Origin of the sequence: Candidatus Accumulibacter sp. ACC007 (genome assembly GCF_907163205.1) — a bacterium.
Lineage (GTDB): Bacteria > Pseudomonadota > Gammaproteobacteria > Burkholderiales > Rhodocyclaceae > Accumulibacter > Accumulibacter regalis.
The window spans coordinates 314,476-335,405 of the sequence record NZ_CAJQUD010000003.1 but is presented as its reverse complement, the minus strand read 5'-3'; the positions used below and the strand labels follow the sequence as shown (position 1 = coordinate 335,405).

Sequence of the window (20,930 nt, the reverse complement as noted above, 5' to 3'; positions counted from 1 at the left end):
ACAGCCGTCGCGCGAAGCGAATAGACGAAGGCTGGGCCGCAGGCGAGAACTTCTGTCCGCCGTGCAGCGCGTAGCGGCGGTAAAAGCGGTACAGGCGTTTCGAGCTTGGGCCGCCGTCGAGTACCGAAGACGTGATTGTCGCCGGTTTCGACGACGATTAAGAGTTGAGGCGGTCGGCGCCTTTTCAGCCCGCGCCAGCCGGTCGGGCCTTGGCGGCGTCGTCGTGACCATCTGCGAGGAGGCGAATCTCGCTTCGTCCCCATTGCGGCGCCGGCGTCATCCTTGCGTAGATCAGGCGTGCGAGTTTTCTGCACCTGGTCGGCGCTCAACTTGTCGCGACGCCGGCATTTGCGTGGCCACCGTCCCTTCGCCCATCACTCAGCGCTTCCGGCCTCGCAGTCGGGCCAGGTTCTCCGTCAGTAGCGCCGGACCGATACCGCCGAAGCGCGTCTCGCCGTGGCAATCGGCACAGTGCTCCTTGTACAGTGCCTGTACGCCGGGAACATCGGCTGCGCCGGCGAACGACGATCCACTGGCAAGAGACGCTGCTAGGCAGACGGCAGAAATTCCCAGGCGCCAGTTCATCAGGCTCTCCGCAGTCTGATGTGCGGGGTGACGGTCAGGCGTTCGCGGCCAGGCTCGACCCGATTTCCTCGTCGTCCAGATAACAGCCCGGGTCTTCGGCCCAGGCGTCGCCGGTCAGCTGTTGGGCGCGCACGCGCGTGTTGCCGTTGCAGATGTCGAAGTGCTGGCAGTCGCCGCAACGTCCGGAGACGCTACGCGGAAACTGTTTCAGACCGGCCATCAGGGATCGGAAACGTCGGTCCAGATTTCCGAGAAGGGCCGCTCGCGAATGTTGCCGAGGTTGTAGTGCCACCACATGGTGTCCGGATGGACGTTGCCCAGATTGTCGATGTTGGCAACATTCACTCCCGATGAATTGCCACCCCATTGCGCCAGCCGGGCACGGATATTGGCCGCCTTGTCGGGGAATTTCTTCTTGACCCAGTAGAGGAAGTAGACGCCGTCGGCGTCATTGTTGCCGGTCGTGAATTCCTTGTGCAGGCCGCGCTGCTGATAATCCCAACAGGTATCGAAGAGCAGATCCATCGCCCAGCGCGTCAGCTTGTGCTGGGCATCGTCCTTGCGGTTCTTGTTGCCGCGGCCAGCGTAGTTGAGGTGCGAAAAGTAGAGCGGTCGATGCCTTCGTCCTCGACCAGTTCGAGCAGGCGCGGCAGGTCGTGCGCATTGTCCTGGGTCATCGTGAAGCGGACGCCGATCTTCAGACCGAGGTCACGGCACAGGCGAATGCCTTTCAATGAAGCATCGAAGGCACCTTCCATGCGCCGGAACTTGTCGTGTGTCCGCGCCCATGCCGTCGAGCGAAACGCCGACGTAGTCGAAATCGCACTCGGCGATGCGATCGATGTTCGTCGCGTCGATCAGCGTACCATTGGACGACAGCCCGACGTAGAAGCCCATCGCTTTCGCCCGTTGGGCGATGGCGAAGATGTCCGCTCGCAGCAGCGGCTCGCACCGGAAAGAATCAGCACCGGAAACGCGAAAACGCTTGAGATCGTCCATCACCGAAAAAATTTCGTCGGTGCTCAGTTCGCCGGGGAAGTCCTTGTCGGCGGAAATCGAATAGCAGTGCTTGCAGGTCAGGTTGCAGCGGCGGATGAGATTCCAGATCACCACCGGCGCCGGCGGGTTCTGCTTGGGGCCGGGCTGCTTGGGTGCGACAAGTTCCTGCATGTACTGGGAGATTCGAAACATCGTGGCACTTCCCGAAAGAAAACCGTGTATTAGAGAGCAGTGCCGGCCGCTCGGCCTTGACGTGGATCAAGGCTCCGACCATCCGGTGCCGGGCCTGCGATCAGGCGCAAGCCTGGCCAGGCGGCTGTTCGCCGAGGGGAGAAACTCGCATTCTCACCCTCGTTTCTCCCGCCGGCAAGCTGTGACCGTCGATTCCTTGATTGGTGCGCTGCCGATGGCATGGGCATGGCACATTTTCACGGCGCCCAAGCGCTCCGAGCTGCGCGAACCGCTTTGTGCATGGCGCTGGACGCCGCTTCGTGAAGCGTTGAAAATGGGCGCTGGACTCCGTCGCGGCGATGGTGGAGTGATGGGCGTGGTGCGCATGGGGGCGGTGGCGGACCCGGTTGGCCGGCGTTTCTAAGTGGGTTTTTCGAGGTCGCAGGGCAGATGATGGCAACAAGCTGGTGCACGCGGCGCAGCCGGAGCCGACTCCATGGCCGCTGAGTTCCTGCCCGGGAACCGCCTGACCTTGCTCAACAGCGGCAGCGAGTACTTTCCGGAGCTGATCAGGGCGATCGACGGCGCACGGCACGACGTGCACCTGGAAAGCTACATATTCGAGGACGATGCGACGGGCCAGGCGGTGGCTGCGGCGCTGTCGATGGCTGCCCGACGCGGTGTCACGGTACGCGTTCTGGTCGACGGCTTCGGGGCCCGCGAGTTTGCCGACCGCCTGCAACCGGGGCTGGTCGCCGCAGGCGTGCAGGCAATGGTCTACCGACCCGACATCGCGCGCTTCCGTTTGCGCCGCCATCGTCTGCGTCGTTTGCACCGCAAGCTGGCGGTGATCGACGGCGAAATTGCCTTTGTTGGCGGCATCAATGTCATCGATGATCTCAATACGCCTTATCAGATTCCGCCCCGCTACGACTACGCGGTTCGCGTCGAAGGCCCCTTGCTGGCGCCGATCCAGCAGGCGCAACATCGGCTATGGGAAATCGTGCTGTGGGCGAAGCTCAATCGTCGTTACCGCGTGACGAGAGGCGTGCCGACCGATCTCGCACCGTGCGGGGAGCAGACCGCAGCATTTCTGGTGCGTGACAATATTCTCCACCGCCGCGATATCGAGGAGGCCTATCTCGAGGCGATCGGCGCTGCGCGGGAAGGACATTCTCCTCGCCAACGCCTATTTCCTGCCCGGTCGCCGGTTTCGCCGCGCCTTGCACGACGCGGTAAAGCGCGGCGTTCGCGTCGTCATTCTGTTGCAGGGGCGGATCGAGTATCGGCTCATGCACTACGCCACGCAGGCGCTTTACGGCCGCCTGCTGGGCTCCGGCATACGCATTTTCGAGTATCGACGCAGCTTCCTGCATGCCAAGGTGGCGGTCGTCGACCGCCACTGGGCGACCGTCGGCTCGTCGAACATCGATCCCTTCAGTCTGCTCCTGGCCAGGGAAGCGAATATCGTCGTCAAGGATTCGCTGTTCGCTGAAATGTCTGCGCGAAAGTCTCGACCAGGCAATGCGCAACGGGGCGCGCGAACTGCCGGTCGATAGCTGGAAACGCCTGCCCTGGCATTCGCGCCTGCTGCGCTGGGCGAGCTACAACCTGGTACGGATCATGGTTGGCATCGTCGGTTATGGCGGCAAGCGCTAGCCCGGGAAGATGCCACGCAGCGCGGGGAACGCGCTCGATCGACCAGGCGGCAATCGCCCAGGGCCAGAAGTCACGCAGCGGTCCGCTGCTGATTTCCGGCGGTACGGTATGGCCAAGAAAGCGCAACGCCGCCGCCAGGGCAGCGCTGCCGGCCGACCGATCGACGGCTGGCGCCTGCGTTTGCTTGGCGGCTTCTCGCCGCTGGCATTGGTCACCACGGGCAGGTGCGCGTAGGTCGGCGTGGCCAGCGCCAGGCGTTGCTGCAGCCAGATCTGCCGCGGCGTCGAATCGAGCAGATCGACGCCGCGGACCACCGCGTTGATTCCTTGCGCGGCGTCGTCAACGACGACTGCCAGTTGGTACGCGTACTGACCGTCGGCGCGCAACAATATGAAGTCGCCGACGGCGCGGTCGAGATTCTGCTCCACATGGCCCTGAACGCGGTCGCCAAAGCGATCTTCCTGTCGGGCACGCGCAGCCGCCAGGCGCGCGCCGCACGGCCGCCAGTCAGGCCGTTGCGGCAGGTCCCCGGTAGACCAGGCCGCCGTCGACCGCTCGCGGTGGCGAGCAGGCGGCGATTTCCGTTCGCGAGCAGGCGCAAGGGTAGACCTCGCCGTCGAGTTGCAGGCGCACCAGTTCGGCGTGATAGAGATCCAGGCGCCGGCTCTGGACGAGTACTTCGCCATCCCATACGAAGCCGAAGCCTTCGAGGGTGCGCAGGATTCGTCGGCGGCGCCGGGAAGCGTCCGCGGCTGGTCGACGTCCTCGATGCGCAGCAGCCACTGGCCACCGTTGGCGCGGGCGTCGAGATAGCTGCCGACGGCGGCGACAGCGAACCGAAGTGCAGCGGGCCCGTCGGTGAGGGCGCAAAACGGCCGCGATAAGGCGCAGGCAAGCGCCGAGCGCTGGCCTCCGGTACCCTGGATGGGCTCATCGCGCTCTCCGCCTAGCGCACCGCGCACGCCGCCTTTTTATTTCCAACTCTGCCGCGTAAAATGCGCCGGTCATTACAAGGACTCCAGCCATGAGCGATCGTGTGTTCACCCCTGCCAACGAAGCTGCCATTCTCGCCGAGGCGCTGCCGTACATCAAACGCTTCCACGGCAAGACCATCGTCGTCAAGTACGGCGGCAATGCGATGACCGACGAGCACCTCAAGCAGTGCTTCGCGCGCGATGTCGTGCTGCTCAAGCTGGTCGGGATGCACGTGGTGGTGGTGCACGGCGGTGGCCCCAGATCGAAAACCTCCTCGCCCGGGTCGGCAAGAAGGGAAAGTTCATCCAGGGAATGCGTGTCACCGATGCCGAAACGATGGAGATCGTCGAGATGGTTCTCGGTGGGCAGGTCAACAAGGACGTCGTCAACCTGATCAATCAGGCCGGGGGCAAGGCCGTCGGCTTGACCGGCAAGGACGCCAGCTTCATTCGTGCCAAGAAGCTGTTGCTGGCCAACCACGAGAACCTTGGTGACCTGATCGACGTTGGCCAGGTCGGCGACATCACGCAGATCGATCCGTCGCTGATCGGCCATCTCGAGTCAGGCGGTTTCATTCCTGTCGTGGCGCCGATCGGCGTCGGCAAGGGTGGCGAAACCTACAACATCAACGCCGACGTCGTTGCCGGCAAGATCGCCGAAATCCTCAAGGCCGAAAAGCTGGTCCTGCTCACCAACACGCCAGGCGTTCTCGACGAGAGCGGCGAGCTGATCACCGGCATGACCCCCAACGAGATCGACGAGATGGTTGCTGACGGTACGCTGTCGGGCGGCATGCTGCCGAAGATCAGTTCGGCACTCGATGCCGCCCGCAGCGGCGTCAAGAGCGTGCACATCATTGATGGCCGCGTCGAGCACGCGCTGTTGCTGGAGATCCTTACCGATCACGGCGTCGGCACGATGATCAAGTCGCATTGACCGGGGCATTCTGCTGAGCGCTTCCTTGCCGGTCTGGCTTTTCGATCTCGACAACACCCTGCACGACGCCAGCCCGCATATCTTTCCGCACATCAATCGGTCGATGGTGGCGTACATCTGCCAGCACCTCGGCGTGGACGAGGACGAAGCAACGCGTCTTCGGCAGCATTACTGGCAGCGCTACGGCGCCACGCTGCTCGGTCTGATGCGTCATCATGCGATCGATCCGAACCATTTTCTTCGCCATACGCACGACTTTCCCGATCTGCGGCCGATGCTGGTCTCGAGCGCGCCCTGAAGGCCATGCTCGGTCGCTTGCCAGGGCGCAAGATCGTCTTCTCCAACGCGCCGGGGCGCTACAGCGAGGCGGTCCTGGAAATGACCGGCATTCGCCGCTGTTTCGACGCCGTCTACTCGGTCGAGCGCATCGGCTTTCAACCCAAGCCGGCAGTCGCCGGTTTTCGCCACCTGTTGCGCAGCGAGCGTCTGCACGCGCAGCGTTGCATCATGGTCGAGGACGCGCTGCCCAACCTGCGTACTGCCAAGCGACTCGGCATGAAAACGGTCTGGGTGAGCGCGGCAACGCGCCAGGCGGCCTGGGTGGACGTGCGCCTGGCGTCCATTCTCGACTTGCCGCGTCATCTCGCTCGCCTGTGAGAGGCGGCCGATGGTCCTGCCAGGACCGTGATTGCCCAAGCTCTTGTACACCGTGAGCCTTGCTCCACCGTGACCTCCCGCAGTCGTGTAGACTCTGGCCGCACCAATTGCCGTCGGTTGCCATGAGAGAGTCCGGTTCCCTGGAACAACAGCTACTTGAGTACAAGGCCATCCTCGAGCATTCGGGGATTGCCGTGGTGTGCACGCGCAATCGTCGCGTGTACCGCTGCAACCCCCGCGCCGAGGAGCTTTTTGGCTGGCCGGCGGGGACGCTTGTCGGGCAGCCGGACCTCGTTTTCTACCCCGATAGCGCGGCGTGTGAGACCTTGCGCCGGCAAGCGCGCGCGGCCCTGCGCGTCGGTGACATCCTCGATCTCGAAACGCAACTGGCGCGCCGCGATGGCAGTATCTTTGTCGCGCATCTCATCGCCCGCGCGATCGACCCTGCCGCGCCGGGCCAGGGTGCCGTGTGGATCGTGCGTGACGTGACGCAGGAGGTGGACGCACGCGAAGCGGGCGCACGCTTGCTGCGCGAGCAGCAGCTCATTTTTCAGAACGCCGAAACCGGCATCGTCATCCTGCGCGACCGTGCCATCCAGCGCTGCAATCGACGTTTTGCCGAAATCCTGGGTTATGAGCCAGACGAATTGATCGGTTGCTTGACGCGTATCTACTACCCGAGTGAAGAGGCCTGGCTGGAGACCGGCCGCAAGGCTTACGCGGCAATTTCCGAGACCGGCATCTACCGCGGGGAGACGACGTTTATCCGCCGCGACGGAGCGGCGATCTGGAGCCATATCACCGGCAGCATGATCAATCCGGCGAAGCCCCAGGATGGCTACATCTGGTTGTACGAGGACGTCACCGAGAAGCGTCAGGCGAGCCGTGCGATGGACGCACTGCTGCGCGAACAGACGTTGATTTTCGAACGGGCGCCGATCGGCATCGTTTTCGTCCGCGAGCGGATCATTCAGCGCTGCAATCCAAGTTTCGAGACGATCTTCGGCTATTTGCCCGGGCAGCTGATCGGCCAGTCAATGCGCGTCTGTTTCGCCAGTGAGCTGGCGTGGCGTGAAGCCGACGAACGCGTTGTCCGCGGCAGCGGCGCGGGCGGGACTTTCATCGGCGAGATCGAGTATTGCAAGGCCGATGGCGCGCCGATCTGGTGCCAGGTCACCGGTAGCCTGCTCGACCCGGAAAACCATGACCAAGGTCACGTCTGGCTGTTCCAGGACATCACCGCGCGCCGCGCAGCCGAGGAGGCGCTCGTCGAAAGCCTCTGGGAGCAACAGCTGATCTTCGACAACGCGATGATCGGCATTTCTTATCAGCGCGAGCGCACGATCTGGCGCTGCAATCGCCGTTTCGAGGAGATCTTCGGTTATCCCGTTGGCGCAATGACGGGGCAATCGACGCGCATTCTTTTTGCCACCGAGAAGGCCTGGGAAGATGCCGGACGGGAGGTCTATGGCGATGCGGCAGGAAGCGACTCCTTTGACGGGGAGTTTCTCTTCTCTCGCCGCGACGGTGCGCCGATCTGGGTCCATATCATCGGTCGTACGATAGACGACGGGGATGCTCGCCAGACCTGGATCTGGACACACGAGGATGTGACCGCGCATCGGGCCGCCCAGGAAGCGCTACGGCAAAGCCATCTCGAACTCGAACAGCGTGTCGCCGAACGGACTCACGAGCTATCGCAACAGCTCGACTTCATGCACCAACTGGTCGAGGCCATCCCGGGGCCGGTGTTCTACAAGAATCGTCAAGGCCGCTACCTCGGCTGCAATCAGGCCTTCCTCGAAATGATCGGCAAGTCGCGCCGGGAAGTGGTCGGCGCGACGGTCTACGACGTCGCGCCGCGCGAGCTCGCCAACCGCTATATGGCGGCTGACGAAGAGCTCTTCCAGCGTTCGGGTTCGCAGGTCTACGAAACGCAGGTGCTGCGCGCCGACGGAAACTATCGTGACGTCGTTTTTCACAAGGCGATCTACGGCATGTCTGACGAAGTGGCGTGCGGTCTGGTTGGCATCATGCTCGACGTGACCGACCGCAAGCGCATGGAGCAGCGCCTCCAGCAGGCGGCGACGGTTTTCGACAGCAGTGCCGAAGGCATCACCATCACCTCCCCGAACGGAGAAATCATCGCCGTCAACCGTGCGTTTACAGAAATCACCGGTTACAGCGAGGACGATGTCGTGGGCGGCAACCCGCGCATCCTGCAGTCGGGACTTCAGGACCAGGATTTCTACCGCGAGATGTGGCGGACACTGCACACTTGCGGGCGTTGGCGGGGCGAGCTGTGGAACCGGCGCAAGGACGGACAGGCGTTTCTGGAGTCGCTCACGATCAGCGCCGTGAAGGACCCGCAGGATCGGGTGACCCATTACGTTGGCGTCTTCTCCGACATTACCGAATTGCGCAAGGCGCACGATCAGCTCGACCATCAGGCGCATCACGATCCGCTCACCGGCTTGCCCAATCGGCTGTTGCTGGGCGATCGCCTGCACAAGGCGCTGCAGCGTGCTCACCGTGACGAGCGCGGACTGGCGGTGCTGTTTGTCGACCTCGATCGTTTCAAGAACATCAACGATACCCTCGGTCATCAGGTCGGCGATCGCGTTCTCTGTGAAGTGGCGCGACGCTTGACCCGACTGCGGCGTGAAGCGGATACCGTTGGTCGCCTCGGCGGCGACGAGTTTCTGATCATCATCGAAGATCTCGGCGATCCGGCGGCCGTTTCGCACATTGCGGACAGGATTCTCGGCCTCTTGCAGGACTCGCCGGTGACCGTCGAGCACGAGTTCTACGTTGGTGCCAGCATCGGGATCAGCCTCTTCCCTCACGATGGCGGCGACGCCGAAACGCTGATGAAGAATGCCGACGTCGCCATGTACCGGGCCAAGGAGCGCGGCCGCAATACCTATGAGTTTTTTACCAAGGAGCTGACCCAGTCGTCGCTGGCCCGCCTGCAGATGGAGACCGATTTGCGGCGGGCCATCGATCGCGGCGAGTTGCGCGTCTTCCTGCAACCCCAGTTCTCGCTGGCCGGCGGCGAGCTGGTCGGCGCCGAGGCGCTGGTCCGCTGGCTGCGCCCCGAACTGGGGCTGGTGATGCCGGGAGAGTTCATCAAGCTTGCCGAGGAGTCGGGGCTGATTGTCCCGATCGGCGAATGGGTCCAACACACCGCCGCGTGCCAGTGGGCGGCCTGGCTCACCGCGGGCTTCAAGCCGGGCGTGTTGTCGGTCAACGTCTCCGGCGTCGAGTTCCAGCGCGGTCGAATCCAGGAAACCGCCTGCAAGACGCTGGAATCCTCGCAGCTGCCGGCCCAGTTTCTGGAGTTGGAAATTACGGAAAGTGCGATCATGACCCAGGCCGAAAGCAGCGTTCAGGTCCTTGATGCGCTGCGGGCGATGGGGCTCGGTCTGGTGATTGACGACTTCGGAACGGGCTATTCGTCGCTCGCCTACCTGAAGCGTCTGCCCCTCAACAAGCTGAAGATCGACCAGAGTTTTGTTCGCGGCTTGCCAGACGACGCCGAGGACCGGGCGATCACCCGCGCAGTGATCGCCCTTGCCCACAGCCTGCAACTGACGGTGATCGCCGAAGGCGTCGAGAGCGAGGCGCAGCGCGATTTCCTGGCCGGCGAGGGCTGTGACGAGATGCAGGGTTATCTGCGTGGCAGGCCAATGCCCCTCGACGAGTACCGGCAGCGCTTCCTCGAGGGCTGAAGCGAGATGGCTGAAGCAAGTTTCCCGGCAGCAGGCTCCCGTTTGCCATTCATCGATGCGCTGAAGGCCGTCGCGCTGCAGTTGATCGTCCTCCATCACCTGGCGTTCTATGGACCGATGTCGGACCACGCCTACGCGTTGATTCCGGAGCTGCTTTCCTGGTTGAGTCAGCACGCGCGCGCGGTGGTGCAGGTGTTTCTGGTGATTGGCGGTTTCCTTGCCGCGCGCAGCCTTGCTCCGACCGGTACGCTGGTGTCGAGCCAGCCGCTGCGGCTGCTCCTGAAACGCTACCTGAAACTGGCCGTTCCCTACCTCGCGGCCTTGCTGATCGGCATCGTCTGCGCCGCCCTTGCCCGCACCTTGATGACTCATGAATCTGTTCCGGAACAGCCGACGCTGGCGCAGTTGCTGGCCCACGCGCTGCTTCTGCAGGGCGTCCTGGGTTATGACGGTCTGTCGGCGGGCGTCTGGTACGTGGCCATCGATTTTCAGTTGTTTTCTCTATTGCTGGTGATTCTCTGGCTGGCGCGCGGTGTCGGTGGTGGCGTCGCCGGAACTGCACTTGTCGGTGCGTTGCTGGTCGCCACCGTGGCACTGCTTTCGTTGTATCACTTCAACCGTGACGCCGCGTGGGACAGCTGGGCGCTGTATTTCTTCGGTTCGTATGCGCTCGGCGCGCTGAGCTACTGGGCGGCGCGCGCGAAGCACGCTGTGCGATGGCTGTTGCTGATCGTCGTCGCCGTGGTCACTGCTCTGCTGTTTGACTATCGTTCGCGTATCGCTGTGGCACTGGTGGTGGCTCTGGCGATCGGCCTGGCGAGCCGCTACGGCTTTCTGGCGCGCTGGCCGAGGTCGTCGCTGTTCGCTTACCTTGGGCAGATCTCCTACTCGGTGTTCCTGATCCACTTCCCTGTCTGTCTGATCATCAACGGGCTGTTTGCTCGCGCCGGCGTGGCTGACCCGTGGCTCAATCTGGCCGGCATCATGCTCGCCTGGGCGGCGAGCCTGCTGGCCGGCGGGCTGTTCTATCGCTTTGTCGAAAGTCCCGCGCAGCGCGGGTTCCGCGGCTTTCGTGTCGCGCCGCGTCTCACCTAGAGGTTTTCAACCAGGCGGCCGCGGTCAGCGCGAAGTAGCTCAGGATGCCGTCGGCCCCCGCCCGCTTGAAGGCCAGAAGGCTCTCGAGAACGCATGCCTTTTCGTCCAGCCAGCCGTTCTGAGCGGCTGCCTTGAGCATCGCGTATTCGCCGCTCACCTGATACGCGTAGGTCGGCACCTGGAATGTCTGCTTGACCCGCCGGACGATGTCGAGGTACGGCATGCCCGGTTTGACCATCACCATGTCGGCCCCTTCGGCGAGGTCGAGAGCCACTTCGCGCAGCGCTTCGTCGCTGTTCGCCGGGTCCATCTGATAGGTGTGTTTGTTGCCCTTGCCGAGGTTTCCGGCCGAGCCGACGGCGTCTCGGAACGGGCCGTAGAAGCTGGAGGCATACTTGGCCGAATACGCCAGGATGCGGGTGTGAATCTGCCTCGCCGCGTCTAGCTCGTGACGGATGCGGGCTACCCGACCGTCCATCATGTCCGAGGGGGCGACGATGTCAGCGCCTGCCTGCGCATGCACCAGCGCTTGTCGGGCGAGCACTTCGAGCGTTTCGTCGTTCAAGACATAGCCGGTCGGGTCGTTGGCGTCGATCAGGCCGTCCTGTCCGTGGCTGGTGTAGGGGTCGAGGGCAACGTCGGTAATCACCCCCAGTCCGGGGAACTCTTTCTTCAACGCCGCAACTACCCGTGGCACCAGGCCGTCCGGGTTGTACGCTTCTTCGGCGCCGGCTGTCTTGCCCGCCGCGTCGATTACCGGGAACAGGGCCAGCGCCGGGATACCCAGTTTCAGCGCCTGCTCCGCCGTCTTCAGCAGCCGGTCCAGGCTTTGCCGTTCAACGCCGGGCATCGACGCGATTGGCTCGACGCGGTTGACGCCGTCGAGGACGAACACCGGGTAGATCAGATCATCGGCGCTCAGCCGCGATTCGCACATCATGCGGCGGGAAAAGTCGTCGCGGCGCATGCGGCGCATACGCGTGTCCGGGAAGCCTGTCTGGTAGTTCATGGAATTCGCTAAGATCAAATAGATGCGATTGATGGAAAAGATGTGTTTGCCGGGAACTATCGTCGGCCACTCCGCTCTTACCAAGCGGATGGCTTGCCCATCCCCCGCTTCACCTCCCTGAGCGGGTGCCTTATTCCTGTAAGGCATGTTGCCCCCGGCCCCCCTTTGCCGGGGGCTTTTTTTGTGCCTTGACTAGTGACTCTTGGTTGCGCTGCCGCTGCGCGCGCTCCAGCCGATGGCGCCGCGCTTCTTGGGGCGGGCTTTCTTCTCGCTGGCCAGTCCGGAGGGGGGTGCTGGCTCGTCTCGCAGCGGCAGGTCAAGCCAGTCGCCAAGGATCGCCTCTGCTTCCTTGACGCCCGATTTCTGCAGGCTAGAAAACATCTGCAGGCTGAAGTTTTCGCCGATCGTGCCCAGTACCTCCTGTACCTCGCGAAAGACCAGTGTCTGTTGCTGGCGGGTCAGCTTGTCAGCCTTGGTCAGCAGGACGTGAATCGGTTTGCCGGTCGGAGCGAACCAGGCGAACATCTGCAAATCGAGTTCGGTGAGGGGGTGGCGACTGTCCATGATCAGGACCAGGCCACAGAGCGCGTTACGGTGGCGCAGGTACGGCGCCAGCAGGCCTTCCCATTGCGAGCGGATTTCTTCGGGGGCTTTGGCAAAGCCGTAGCCTGGCAGGTCGACGAAGTACTTTCCGGGTTCGAGCGCGAAGTAATTGAGATGCTGCGTTCGCCCCGGCGTTTTCGAGACAAAGGCCAGGCGGGTGTGATTGGCGAGCGTGTTGATCGCCGAAGACTTGCCGGCATTCGAGCGTCCGGCAAAGGCGACTTCGCATTGCGAATCGGTCGGCAGATCACGCAAGTCGGCAACGGTCTTGCTGAAAGCGGCTTTCTGGAAGAGGGGCATCAGGGAACCTGCGAGTGGATGGACAGGCGCGCGTCCAGAGGGAAAACTGATATAGAATATCAGGTTTGTCGCTTGGCTTCGCCGGCCTCAGATCAGTCATTGTTGTCAACGGGAGTTTGGACATGATTCGTACAACGGCAGTTGCGCTTCTCCTGGCCGCCAGTTTGCCCGCCTTCGCGGCAGAGCAGGCGCCTGTACAGCTTGACCTGGCAAAAGCCAAGGAAATTGCCGAAGGCCTTTGCGTTGCTTGCCACGGTGCCGATGGCAACAGTCCGACGTCGGCAAATCCGATCCTTGCCGGCCAGATCCCTCAGTATCTGTACAAGCAGTTGAGCAACTTCAAGTCGGTCGACGGAAAGCCGCCGGTACGTGACAACGCGATCATGGGTGGCATGGTCGCGGCCCTGTCGGATGAAGACATGCGCAGCCTGGCGGTGTACTTCTCGCAGCAAAAGATGACGCCTTCGGTGGCGACCAACGAGAAGCTGCTTGCCGAAGGTCAGGCGCTCTGGCGCAAGGGCGACTTTGACAAGGGTATCCCCGCGTGCGCTGGTTGCCACGGACCCGCTGGTGCTGGTTTGCCGGTGCAGTATCCGCGTCTGGCGGGACAGTATGCCGAGTACACGGTGAGCCAGTTGAAGACTTTTCGTAGCCACGAACGGGCCAACGACGCGGAGAAAATGATGCGCGTCATTGCCGGCAAACTCTCCGACCCGCAGATCAACGCCGTCGCCGAGTATGTTGCCGGCCTGCGCTAGACGCTCTGGCTACCCGCGCTCTCGCTGGCGTCGCTGCGGATTTCCGGGTACCCGCATCACGGTCAGGCTTTTCTTGGCAATGGGCGGCAGACGCTCTAGTATGGTGTCGTGACTTCTTGACCAGAAAGGACGTTTCATGAAGACGCTCAAGCAAATCCTCGACAGCAAGGGTGGCGTGCTGGCAACCGTCGCACCGGACGATTCGGTTTTCAAGGCTTTGCAGGTGATGGCCGAACGCAACGTCGGTGCGGTCCTCGTCGTCGACCAGAATCGACTGCTCGGTATTTTTTCGGAGCGCGATTACGCTCGCAAGGTGTCCCTGTTAGACAAGTCCTCGCGCGACACGCAGGTTTGCGAGATCATGAGCAACAAGGTGTTGTACGTGACCCCCGACCAGACCGTCGACGAGTGCATGGCGATCATGACCGAAAGACATTTTCGTCACCTGCCGGTGCTCAATGAGCAGCACGAACTTCTGGGCATCGTTTCCATCGGCGATGTGGTCAAGGAAACGATCTCCGAACAGCAGTTCATCATCCAGCAGATGGAGAAGTACATCGCTGGCTGATCTCCGTATCGGCTCTTCTGGGCCGCCTTTCATGGCCAGGCCGGCGGGTCGCCAGCGGCGACGGACGCTTCAGGCAGTTTTTCTGAGGGCGCATTGTCCGCGTCCAGCGGGCTTTCGTCGGCTTTTCCAGAGGCCTTTCCAAAGCGCAGATTTCCACGCCTCTTGACGGCGCTGTCTTGGCTTTGGCGCCGAGCGACGTTCGCGAGAACGAGCCGGGGCCACGACTTCCTGTCGCCGGTCAAACCGCTCGCACGCGAGACCCGTCAAGGCGCAGGCGAGGTCGGCTGTCTTGATGGATTCTGTCACGGGTTTCCCCTGCCGCTTGTTTGTTGACCTTACCCGCTTTTCGCGCAGCGATGCCCCTTGTCGGCGACGAGGGCTTGATCCCAGATCCGAACGATGACCTATCCCACTATCCTCAGCGCGTCCGTCTTCCTGCTCATCGTTTTCGCTGTCGAGCGCCTTTGCCGACGCTCGGGCGTGCCGTCGGTAATCGTTCTGGTGGCCAGCGGCCTCCTGGCACGGCCGATGCTCGACTCCTTTGGCGTGACGCTGGGCTGGGCCGGCACCCTGGTGCCGATCATCGGCACTATCGGCCTCGTGCTGATCGTCCTGGAAGGCGCTCTGGACATCGAGTTGCGACGCCAACGCCTGCGCCTCATCGCGGCGACCTTTCTCCTGGCGACGGCCGGTTTCGTCATCGCTACCGTCAGCTTCGCGTTGGCCGGGCGTTGGCTGCTGGGTCTTGGCACGGTGCAGGCGACTCTGCTGGCGACCTCGGTCGCCGTCATCAGCAGCGCGGTCGCCATTCCCAGTAGTACTTTTCTGCCGCCCAAGGCGCGCGAATTCATTACCTACGAAAGTTCGATGTCGGACATCATCGGGGTCCTGGTTTTCTTTTCCCTGCTCGGTTCGGATGGTACCGTTGGCGGCGCCCTGTTGGCGCTGCTCGGTGGCGGCATGTTGTCGCTTCTTCTATCGCTGCTCTGCGCCTTGGTGCTGATGCTGCTATTGCTGCGCGTGTCTGGGCCGATCCGCTTCGTGCCCTTGCTGGCCGGCTTGTTCGCCTTGTACGCGACAGGCGAACTGCTGCATCTCTCGCCGCTGATCATGGTGCTCTTCCTGGGCCTGTTGCTCAACAAGCCGTCGCTGGTTACCCGCTTCCGGCCGGTTCGCGCGTGGGTGAGTAGAGAATACGAATCGACGCTGTCCGAGTTTCGCACCCTGGTCGTTGAACTGACCTTCGTCGTGCGCGGCTTCTTCTTCGTACTGCTCGGCTACTGGACGGATTTGTCCGATCTCACCTCGTCGTCAGCCTGGCTCGGCGCGGGTCTGGTTCTGACGGTGGTGTACGGTAGCCGTTTCGTCATGTTGCGGCTGATGCTGGGGCCTGCTGCTGCCGGGCCGCTGATGTGGATTGCCCCGCGCGGCTTGATCACCGTCCTGCTCTTTCTGCACGTTCGCGAAACGTTCCCGCTGCCCGGCTACCTCAATGGCTCGATCATGCTCGTGGTGCTGGCGTCGTCGGCGTTCATTCTGATCGCCAGTTATCAGGTCAACCGGCAGGTGCCGCTGGCAGGTCTCCCCGACGTGCCGCCCTTGCCGCCTCCCGATGACGAGGCGCTGTTCAGCGCACGCGAAGCAGTCGACGAGCAGGGCCGGGATGACGTCCGCGAGCGCGCCTGAGCGGGTCGGCGTGACGGCGGTGCATTCCCGGCACGCTTGATCCCTTGCAAGGCTTGCATTATTCCCGGCGCTCGGTTCTAATTACTCCTCCGCCCCAATGACTGCCAGCTGACGACGATGCAGCAATTCCACGACCATGATGTCTTTTCGCTTGCTCCCTCTGGAGCCTGTTTGGTTGTTGCTGTCGGCGTCTCTCCCGTAGGTGTCGTACGTTTGGTACGCGTACCAGGCGACACGCCGGCAAGGGCCAGGAGAAGACAAGTCAAAGCGTAGGAAGAAACGACAACTCATTCCAGAAACCCCCGCCGGTGAAAGCCGGGCGGGGGTTTTGCTTTTCTGCAGCAACGTCCGGCAAAGTCAGCAGTGCAATTAAATTGAAGGAGAGTCCCTTGGCCAAGCAAACATTCGAAACCCTCAGCGGTGCACAGATCGTCGTGCGCCTGCTCGAACGACAGGGCGTGCGTACCCTGGCCGGTATCCCCGGCGGTGCGATTCTGCCCATTTACGATGCCTTGTCGCAGTCCGCGCTGATTCATCATGTGCTCGCCCGGCACGAACAGGGCGGTGGCTTCATGGCCCAGGGGATTGCGCGCGCCACCGGCGCACCGGCGGTATGCCTGGCTTCTTCAGGCCCCGGGGCGACCAATCTGCTGACGGCGATTGCCGACGCCAAGCTTGATTCGATTCCGCTGGTGGCCATCACCGGGCAGGTGCCGCGAGCGATGATCGGTACCGACGCCTTCCAGGAAGTCGATACCTACGGTCTGAGCATTCCGATCACCAAACACAACTTTCTGGTCAATTGTGCCGAGGACCTGCTCGAAGTCGTTCCGCGCGCTTTCCGGATCGCCGCTTCGGGTCGCCCAGGGCCGGTCCTGATCGATATTCCGAAGGACGTCCAGAATCAACTGGTCGAGGTCGGCGAGTGGCCCGCCATCGGCGTTGCCGAGCCCGTTCCAGCGCCGGCCGCAGAGCGGGTCGCCGTCGCCGCGGCGATGATCAACGAGGCCTCCCGGCCCATTCTCTACCTCGGTGGTGGGGTCGTCCATTCGGGCGCCTCCGCAGCAGCCGTCGCTCTGGCGGAAAAGGCCGCTTTGCCGACGGTGATGACGCTGATGGCGCTCGGTGCGATGCCGGTCGAACATTCGCTGTCGCTCGGCATGCTCGGCATGCACGGCGCGCGCTTTACCAACCTCGCGCTTGACGAGTGCGATCTTCTGATTGCGGTCGGTGCTCGCTTCGACGATCGTGCGACCGGCAAGGTGGCGGGTTTCTGCCCGCAGGCCAAGATCGTTCATATCGACATTGACCCCTCGGAGCTGGACAAGATCAAGACCGCGCACGTCGGCATCGCCGGCGACGTCGACGCCGTGCTGCAGATGTTGCTGCCAGCGGTTGAGGCACAACAGCGGCAGGCATGGCTGGCGCGTGTGGCCAGCCTGAAGGCGGCGCATCCGCTGCGCCTGCCGGGGGTCGACGACCCGCGTACGCCTTACGGTTTGATCCGCGCCGTCGCCGATTGCCTCGACGATCAGGCGACCATCACCACCGACGTTGGTCAGCATCAGATGTGGGTGGCGCAAGCCTACCCCTTGCGCCGGCCGCGCCAGTGGCTGACCTCCGGCGGTCTCGGGACGATGGGCTTCGGAATGCCGGCGGCGATCGGCGCGGCACTCGCCGAGCCGGAACGGACGGTGGTCTGTTTTACCGGCGACGGCAGCATTCTGATGAACGTGCAGGAATTGGTGACCGCTGCCGAAGAGAAGGTCAATGTCAAGATCGTGCTGATGAACAATTCGTCGCTGGGCCTGGTTTTCCAGCAGCAGACGTTGTTCTACGGCGAGCGCATCTACGCGTCGAAGTTCAAGGGAATGCCCGACTTCGTCCGCGTCGCCGAGGGTTTCGGCGTGCCGGCAATTGATCTCGATACGGCGAGCGATCCGCGCGCAGCGCTGGCCGCCGCCTTGTCTACCCCTGGCCCGATGCTGATTCACGCCAGCATCGCCATGCACGAACAGGTTTTGCCGATGGTGCCGCCCGGTGCCGCCAACAAAGACATGATCGGAGGCTGAACGCTATGAACTCGATCTCACGAACGGAAAATGAGGCGCTGGCGCGTACGGTGCTCGAACTGGACGTCTACAACCACCCTGGCGTCATGTCCCACGTCGTCGGCCTGTTCTCGCGCCGCGCGTACAACGTCGAAGGCATCCTGGTGATGCCGGTGGGCAGCGGCGTGACCAGTCGCATCTGGTTGCTGGTCAATGAGGACCAGCGTCTGGACCAGATGGTCAAGCAGGTGGAGAAGCTGGAGGACGTCCTGGCTGTGCGCCGGCACGGCGCCGAGCACGAGGTGTTCGTCCGCCTCGAGGAGTTCTTCCGCTAGCTTGCGCCGGCAAGGGCAGGCGGCGATCGCCGGGCGCTTGCCTGCCTAGGTGGCCAGCGGCCGGATCAGCGCAGCCGCTGCTGCGGGTCGAAGCGGACAATGCTCAGCCCGTCGGGGGTTTTCCTCGGCGGTGCCTTCCAGGCGTGCCCGTAGACCACTTCCAGCGTTGCCGGTACGCGGCCATCGTCAGCAAGCCGCGCGTAGGCGGCGCGTGCCGTGGCCCAAGTGGCACGCCCGGTCAGGCCACGGCTGCGCGCCTGCATCGCGCAGCGCGAGCCGCTCTGGCGCAGATCGGCGAGCAGCTTGTCGAAGCTGGTATAGGTCATGGTCAGAAGCTCGGCGTCCATCACCGGGTCGGAAAAGCCGCATTCAAGCAACATGTCGCCGTAGTCGTGCATGTCGGTAAAGCGTTGCGTGTGCACCTGGCCGTCGTTGAAGCTGGCGCGCAGTTCCTTCAAGGTGTCCGGCCCGAAGGTCGAGAACATGAGCAAGCCACCGACGTCGAGCAGCCGGTGCGCTTCACGAAACGCTGCCAGCGGGTCGTCAAGCCAGTGCAGCATCAGGTTCGACCAGAGCAGGCCGACCGACTGTGGCTTGAACGGCAGAGCGCTCGCCTGCGCCACCAGCAAGGGGGTTCGCCGGCTGCGCAGGAAGGGCATCAGCCAGCGCACGCGTGAGCGTTTGGCCTGGCTCACCCGCAGCATGCTTTCGCAGAGATCGGCGCCGACGACAAGCGCTCCGGGATAGCGCTCGTTCAGTGCGGTGAGGCTGGCGCCGGTGCCGCAGCCGAGATCGAGAATGCGCTGCGGCGCGATGCGCACGTAGTCCAGTCTTTCCAGCATGCGGCTGCCGATCTCGCGCTGCAGCACGGCTGCCTCATCGTAGGTCGCCGCGGCGCGGGCAAAACTGCGTCGCACCTGGCGCTGATCAACGAACTGCGCCGGTGCCTTCATCGGTGACTAGATCGGGCGCAGGCCAAGCTTCTCGAACAGGGCTTCGTCGCGGTCTGCTTCGGGGTTGCCGGTGGTCAACAGCTTGTCGCCGTAGAAGATCGAGTTGGCGCCGGCCAGAAAGCAAAGCGCCTGCAACTCGTCGGACATTTCCTGGCGACCCGCCGACAGGCGCACGAAGCTCGTGGGCATGGTGATCCGCGCGGCAGCCAGGGTACGCACGAACTCGAAGCTGTCGACCGGCGCGACGTGGGCCATTGGCGTACCGGGGATCGGCACCAGGTTGTTGATCGGTACTGATTCGGGCGGTGGATTGAGGTTGGCGAGCTGAACGATCAGCGCGGCGCGGTTGCGGCGCGACTCGCCCATGCCGATGATGCCGCCCGAGCAGACCTTGATTCCTGCCGCGCGCACCTGCCCGAGGGTGTCGATCCGGTCGGCGTGCTTGTGGGTGGTGATCACCTGTCCGTAGAAGGAAGCGTCGGTATCCAGATTGTGGTTGTAGTAGTCGAGGCCGGCGTCCTTGAGCTCGTCGGCCTGCCCGTCCTTGAGCATGCCCAGGGTGACGCAGGTCTGCAGACCCATGCTCTTGACGGTGCGAATCATCTCCGTGACCTTGGCCAGGTCCTTGTCTTTCGGGCCCCGCCATGCGGCGCCCATGCAGAAGCGCGAGGCGCCCTTGTCCTTGGCGGCCTGTGCGGCGGCGATCACTTCGTCGAGCGGCATCAGGGCTTCACGTTCGGTGCCGGTGCTGTAGCGCGCCGCCTGCGAGCAATAGCCGCAATCCTCCGAACAGCCGCCGGTCTTTACCGACAGCAGCGTCGAGCGTTGAATCTCGTTGGCGTTGAAGTTTTCGCGGTGCACCTGTTGCGCGCGAAACAGCAGATCCATCAAGGGAAGCTGGTAAAGTGCTTCGACATCGGCGACCGACCACTTGCCTGCTGGGGTCGAAACGGCGCGATCCGGGCTAAGTGTCGCGGCTTGAGGAATTGCGTTCATTGGCTAGACCTATGGGTTGGGGTAATTTGAGGCCCGTTGTGCCACGGATTCATTCATTCATCCATCCATGGATTTGCCACGAGCCCTCCGAGGATGCCAATCTTAACTCAAACAGCCAGACGGATCCTCAGATCGTGCGCAGGACTGCTAACGCAGGATTGCCTGTTGTGCGGAGCGACCAGCGGCGCCAGTCCACTTTGCCCGGCCTGCGAGGCCGACTTGCCGCATCTGCCCGCGCCATGCTGTCCGCGCTGCGCCCTGCCGGTGCCGGGTGGCGAGGTCTGCGGCCGCTGCCTGGCCAAGCCACCAGGCTACGATCTGACCCTGGCGGCGTTTCGCTACGCCTTTCCGCTCGACAAGCTGGTGCAGTCGTTCAAGTACGGCCATCGCCTTGCTCTGGGCCGCTACTTCGGCCGCCAGCTTGTCGCACTGCCGGGAAGCGCTTGCGCGGACCTGATCATTCCCGTGCCGCTACATCCGCTGCGCCTGCGCGCGCGCGGCTTCAATCAAGCGCTCGAGCTGGCGCGTCCGGTTAGCAAAGCCTGGCGAATTCCGATCGATCGGCAGAGCTGCAGGCGCATCCGGCACACTCCTGCGCAAGCCGATCTGCCCTGGCGGGAACGGGTCAGCAACGTCCGCGGCGCCTTCCAGTGCGCAGCGGATTTCACGGGCCAGCGTCTGTTGCTGATCGACGATGTAATGACCACCGGCGCCTCTCTCGACGAACTAGCCCGCATCGTGCGTTTGCGTGGCGCAGAACGGGTGACGCTGCTGGTCCTGGCGCGCGCTTTGCCGCCGGTCTGAGCGGATCGCGCTGCCAGGGGCGCCGCGACGACCGGTCTGGAAAACGCTCCCCCCCAGCG

The 20,930-nt window shown here is 63.3% G+C and carries 14 protein-coding genes and 5 pseudogenes; 12 read left to right on the top strand and 7 right to left on the bottom strand.

Going from position 1 to position 20,930, the window contains the following annotated elements; genetic code table 11:
* Nucleotides 1–378 precede the first annotated feature (378 nt).
* The gene (locus tag QZ634_RS12295; protein ID WP_291988715.1) at nt 379–585 is read right to left on the bottom strand and encodes a hypothetical protein; all 207 of its coding nucleotides are present in this window, start codon (nt 583–585) and stop codon (nt 379–381) included.
* Nucleotides 585–1,776, bottom strand: a pseudogene (gene nirJ / locus QZ634_RS12290) (heme d1 biosynthesis radical SAM protein NirJ). The gene QZ634_RS12295 and the pseudogene nirJ overlap by 1 nt, the downstream one beginning before the upstream one ends.
* On the opposite strand from nirJ, the gene QZ634_RS12285 reads away from it, so the two are divergent.
* Nucleotides 1,754–2,179: a hypothetical protein gene (locus QZ634_RS12285; protein ID WP_291988713.1), complete on the top strand. Its 426-nt coding sequence runs from the start codon at nt 1,754–1,756 to the stop codon at nt 2,177–2,179. The pseudogene nirJ and the gene QZ634_RS12285 overlap by 23 nt on opposite strands.
* A 72-nt stretch (nt 2,180–2,251) precedes the next feature.
* Nucleotides 2,252–3,414, top strand: a pseudogene (gene clsB, locus QZ634_RS12280) (cardiolipin synthase ClsB).
* 111 nt (nt 3,415–3,525) lie between these two features.
* On the opposite strand, the pseudogene gluQRS reads toward clsB, so the two are convergent.
* Nucleotides 3,526–4,348: pseudogene (gluQRS, locus tag QZ634_RS12275) on the bottom strand (tRNA glutamyl-Q(34) synthetase GluQRS); the annotation flags it as partial.
* Nucleotides 4,349–4,438: 90 nt separating this feature from the next.
* Here gluQRS and argB point away from each other — a divergent pair.
* The 4 genes and pseudogenes from argB to QZ634_RS12255 all read left to right on the top strand — a co-directional run bounded on the left by argB (nt 4,439) and on the right by QZ634_RS12255 (nt 10,808).
* Nucleotides 4,439–5,325: pseudogene (argB, locus tag QZ634_RS12270) on the top strand (acetylglutamate kinase).
* A 103-nt stretch (nt 5,326–5,428) separates the two neighbouring features.
* Nucleotides 5,429–5,982: pseudogene (locus QZ634_RS12265) on the top strand (pyrimidine 5'-nucleotidase).
* A gap of 122 nt (nt 5,983–6,104) precedes the next feature.
* A complete protein-coding gene (locus tag QZ634_RS12260) occupies nt 6,105–9,713 on the top strand; it encodes a PAS domain S-box protein (RefSeq protein ID WP_291988711.1) in 3,609 nt (1,202 codons plus the stop codon).
* Nucleotides 9,714–9,719: 6 nt separating this feature from the next.
* Nucleotides 9,720–10,808, top strand: coding sequence for an acyltransferase (locus QZ634_RS12255; protein ID WP_291988709.1), 1,089 nt, complete (start codon nt 9,720–9,722; stop codon nt 10,806–10,808).
* Here QZ634_RS12255 and hemB read toward each other — a convergent pair.
* Both hemB and yihA read right to left on the bottom strand, forming a co-directional pair.
* Complete coding sequence (gene hemB / locus QZ634_RS12250) at nt 10,801–11,817, bottom strand: porphobilinogen synthase (protein ID WP_291988707.1); 1,017 nt, start codon at nt 11,815–11,817, stop codon at nt 10,801–10,803. The genes QZ634_RS12255 and hemB overlap by 8 nt on opposite strands.
* A 192-nt stretch (nt 11,818–12,009) precedes the next feature.
* Nucleotides 12,010–12,720, bottom strand: a complete 711-nt coding sequence (yihA, locus tag QZ634_RS12245; RefSeq protein WP_291988705.1) for a ribosome biogenesis GTP-binding protein YihA/YsxC — start codon at nt 12,718–12,720, stop codon at nt 12,010–12,012.
* 122 nt (nt 12,721–12,842) lie between these two features.
* Between yihA and QZ634_RS12240 the strand changes: the two genes are divergently transcribed.
* From QZ634_RS12240 to ilvN, 5 genes are all read left to right on the top strand, one after another.
* Nucleotides 12,843–13,478, top strand: a complete 636-nt coding sequence (locus QZ634_RS12240; protein WP_043562711.1) for a c-type cytochrome — start codon at nt 12,843–12,845, stop codon at nt 13,476–13,478.
* A 136-nt stretch (nt 13,479–13,614) separates the two neighbouring features.
* Nucleotides 13,615–14,046: a CBS domain-containing protein gene (locus QZ634_RS12235; protein WP_043562712.1), complete on the top strand. Its 432-nt coding sequence runs from the start codon at nt 13,615–13,617 to the stop codon at nt 14,044–14,046.
* Nucleotides 14,047–14,445: 399 nt separating this feature from the next.
* The gene (locus QZ634_RS12230) at nt 14,446–15,732 is read left to right on the top strand and encodes a cation:proton antiporter (RefSeq protein ID WP_291988703.1); all 1,287 of its coding nucleotides are present in this window, start codon (nt 14,446–14,448) and stop codon (nt 15,730–15,732) included.
* A gap of 389 nt (nt 15,733–16,121) precedes the next feature.
* Nucleotides 16,122–17,804: an acetolactate synthase large subunit gene (ilvB, locus tag QZ634_RS12225; RefSeq protein WP_291988701.1), complete on the top strand. Its 1,683-nt coding sequence runs from the start codon at nt 16,122–16,124 to the stop codon at nt 17,802–17,804.
* 5 nt (nt 17,805–17,809) lie between these two features.
* Complete coding sequence (ilvN, locus tag QZ634_RS12220; RefSeq protein ID WP_043562716.1) at nt 17,810–18,118, top strand: acetolactate synthase small subunit; 309 nt, start codon at nt 17,810–17,812, stop codon at nt 18,116–18,118.
* 65 nt (nt 18,119–18,183) lie between these two features.
* On the opposite strand, the gene bioC is transcribed toward ilvN, so the two are convergent.
* Both bioC and bioB read right to left on the bottom strand, forming a co-directional pair.
* A complete protein-coding gene (gene bioC / locus QZ634_RS12215; protein WP_291988699.1) occupies nt 18,184–19,071 on the bottom strand; it encodes a malonyl-ACP O-methyltransferase BioC in 888 nt (295 codons plus the stop codon).
* A 6-nt stretch (nt 19,072–19,077) separates the two neighbouring features.
* Nucleotides 19,078–20,067 carry a biotin synthase BioB gene (gene bioB, locus QZ634_RS12210; protein WP_291988697.1) on the bottom strand — a complete coding sequence of 330 codons (990 nt, stop codon included), beginning with the start codon at nt 20,065–20,067 and terminating at the stop codon, nt 19,078–19,080.
* 93 nt (nt 20,068–20,160) lie between these two features.
* Between bioB and QZ634_RS12205 the strand changes: the two genes are divergently transcribed.
* A complete protein-coding gene (locus QZ634_RS12205; protein ID WP_291988695.1) occupies nt 20,161–20,871 on the top strand; it encodes a ComF family protein in 711 nt (236 codons plus the stop codon).
* Nucleotides 20,872–20,930: the final 59 nt, after the last annotated feature.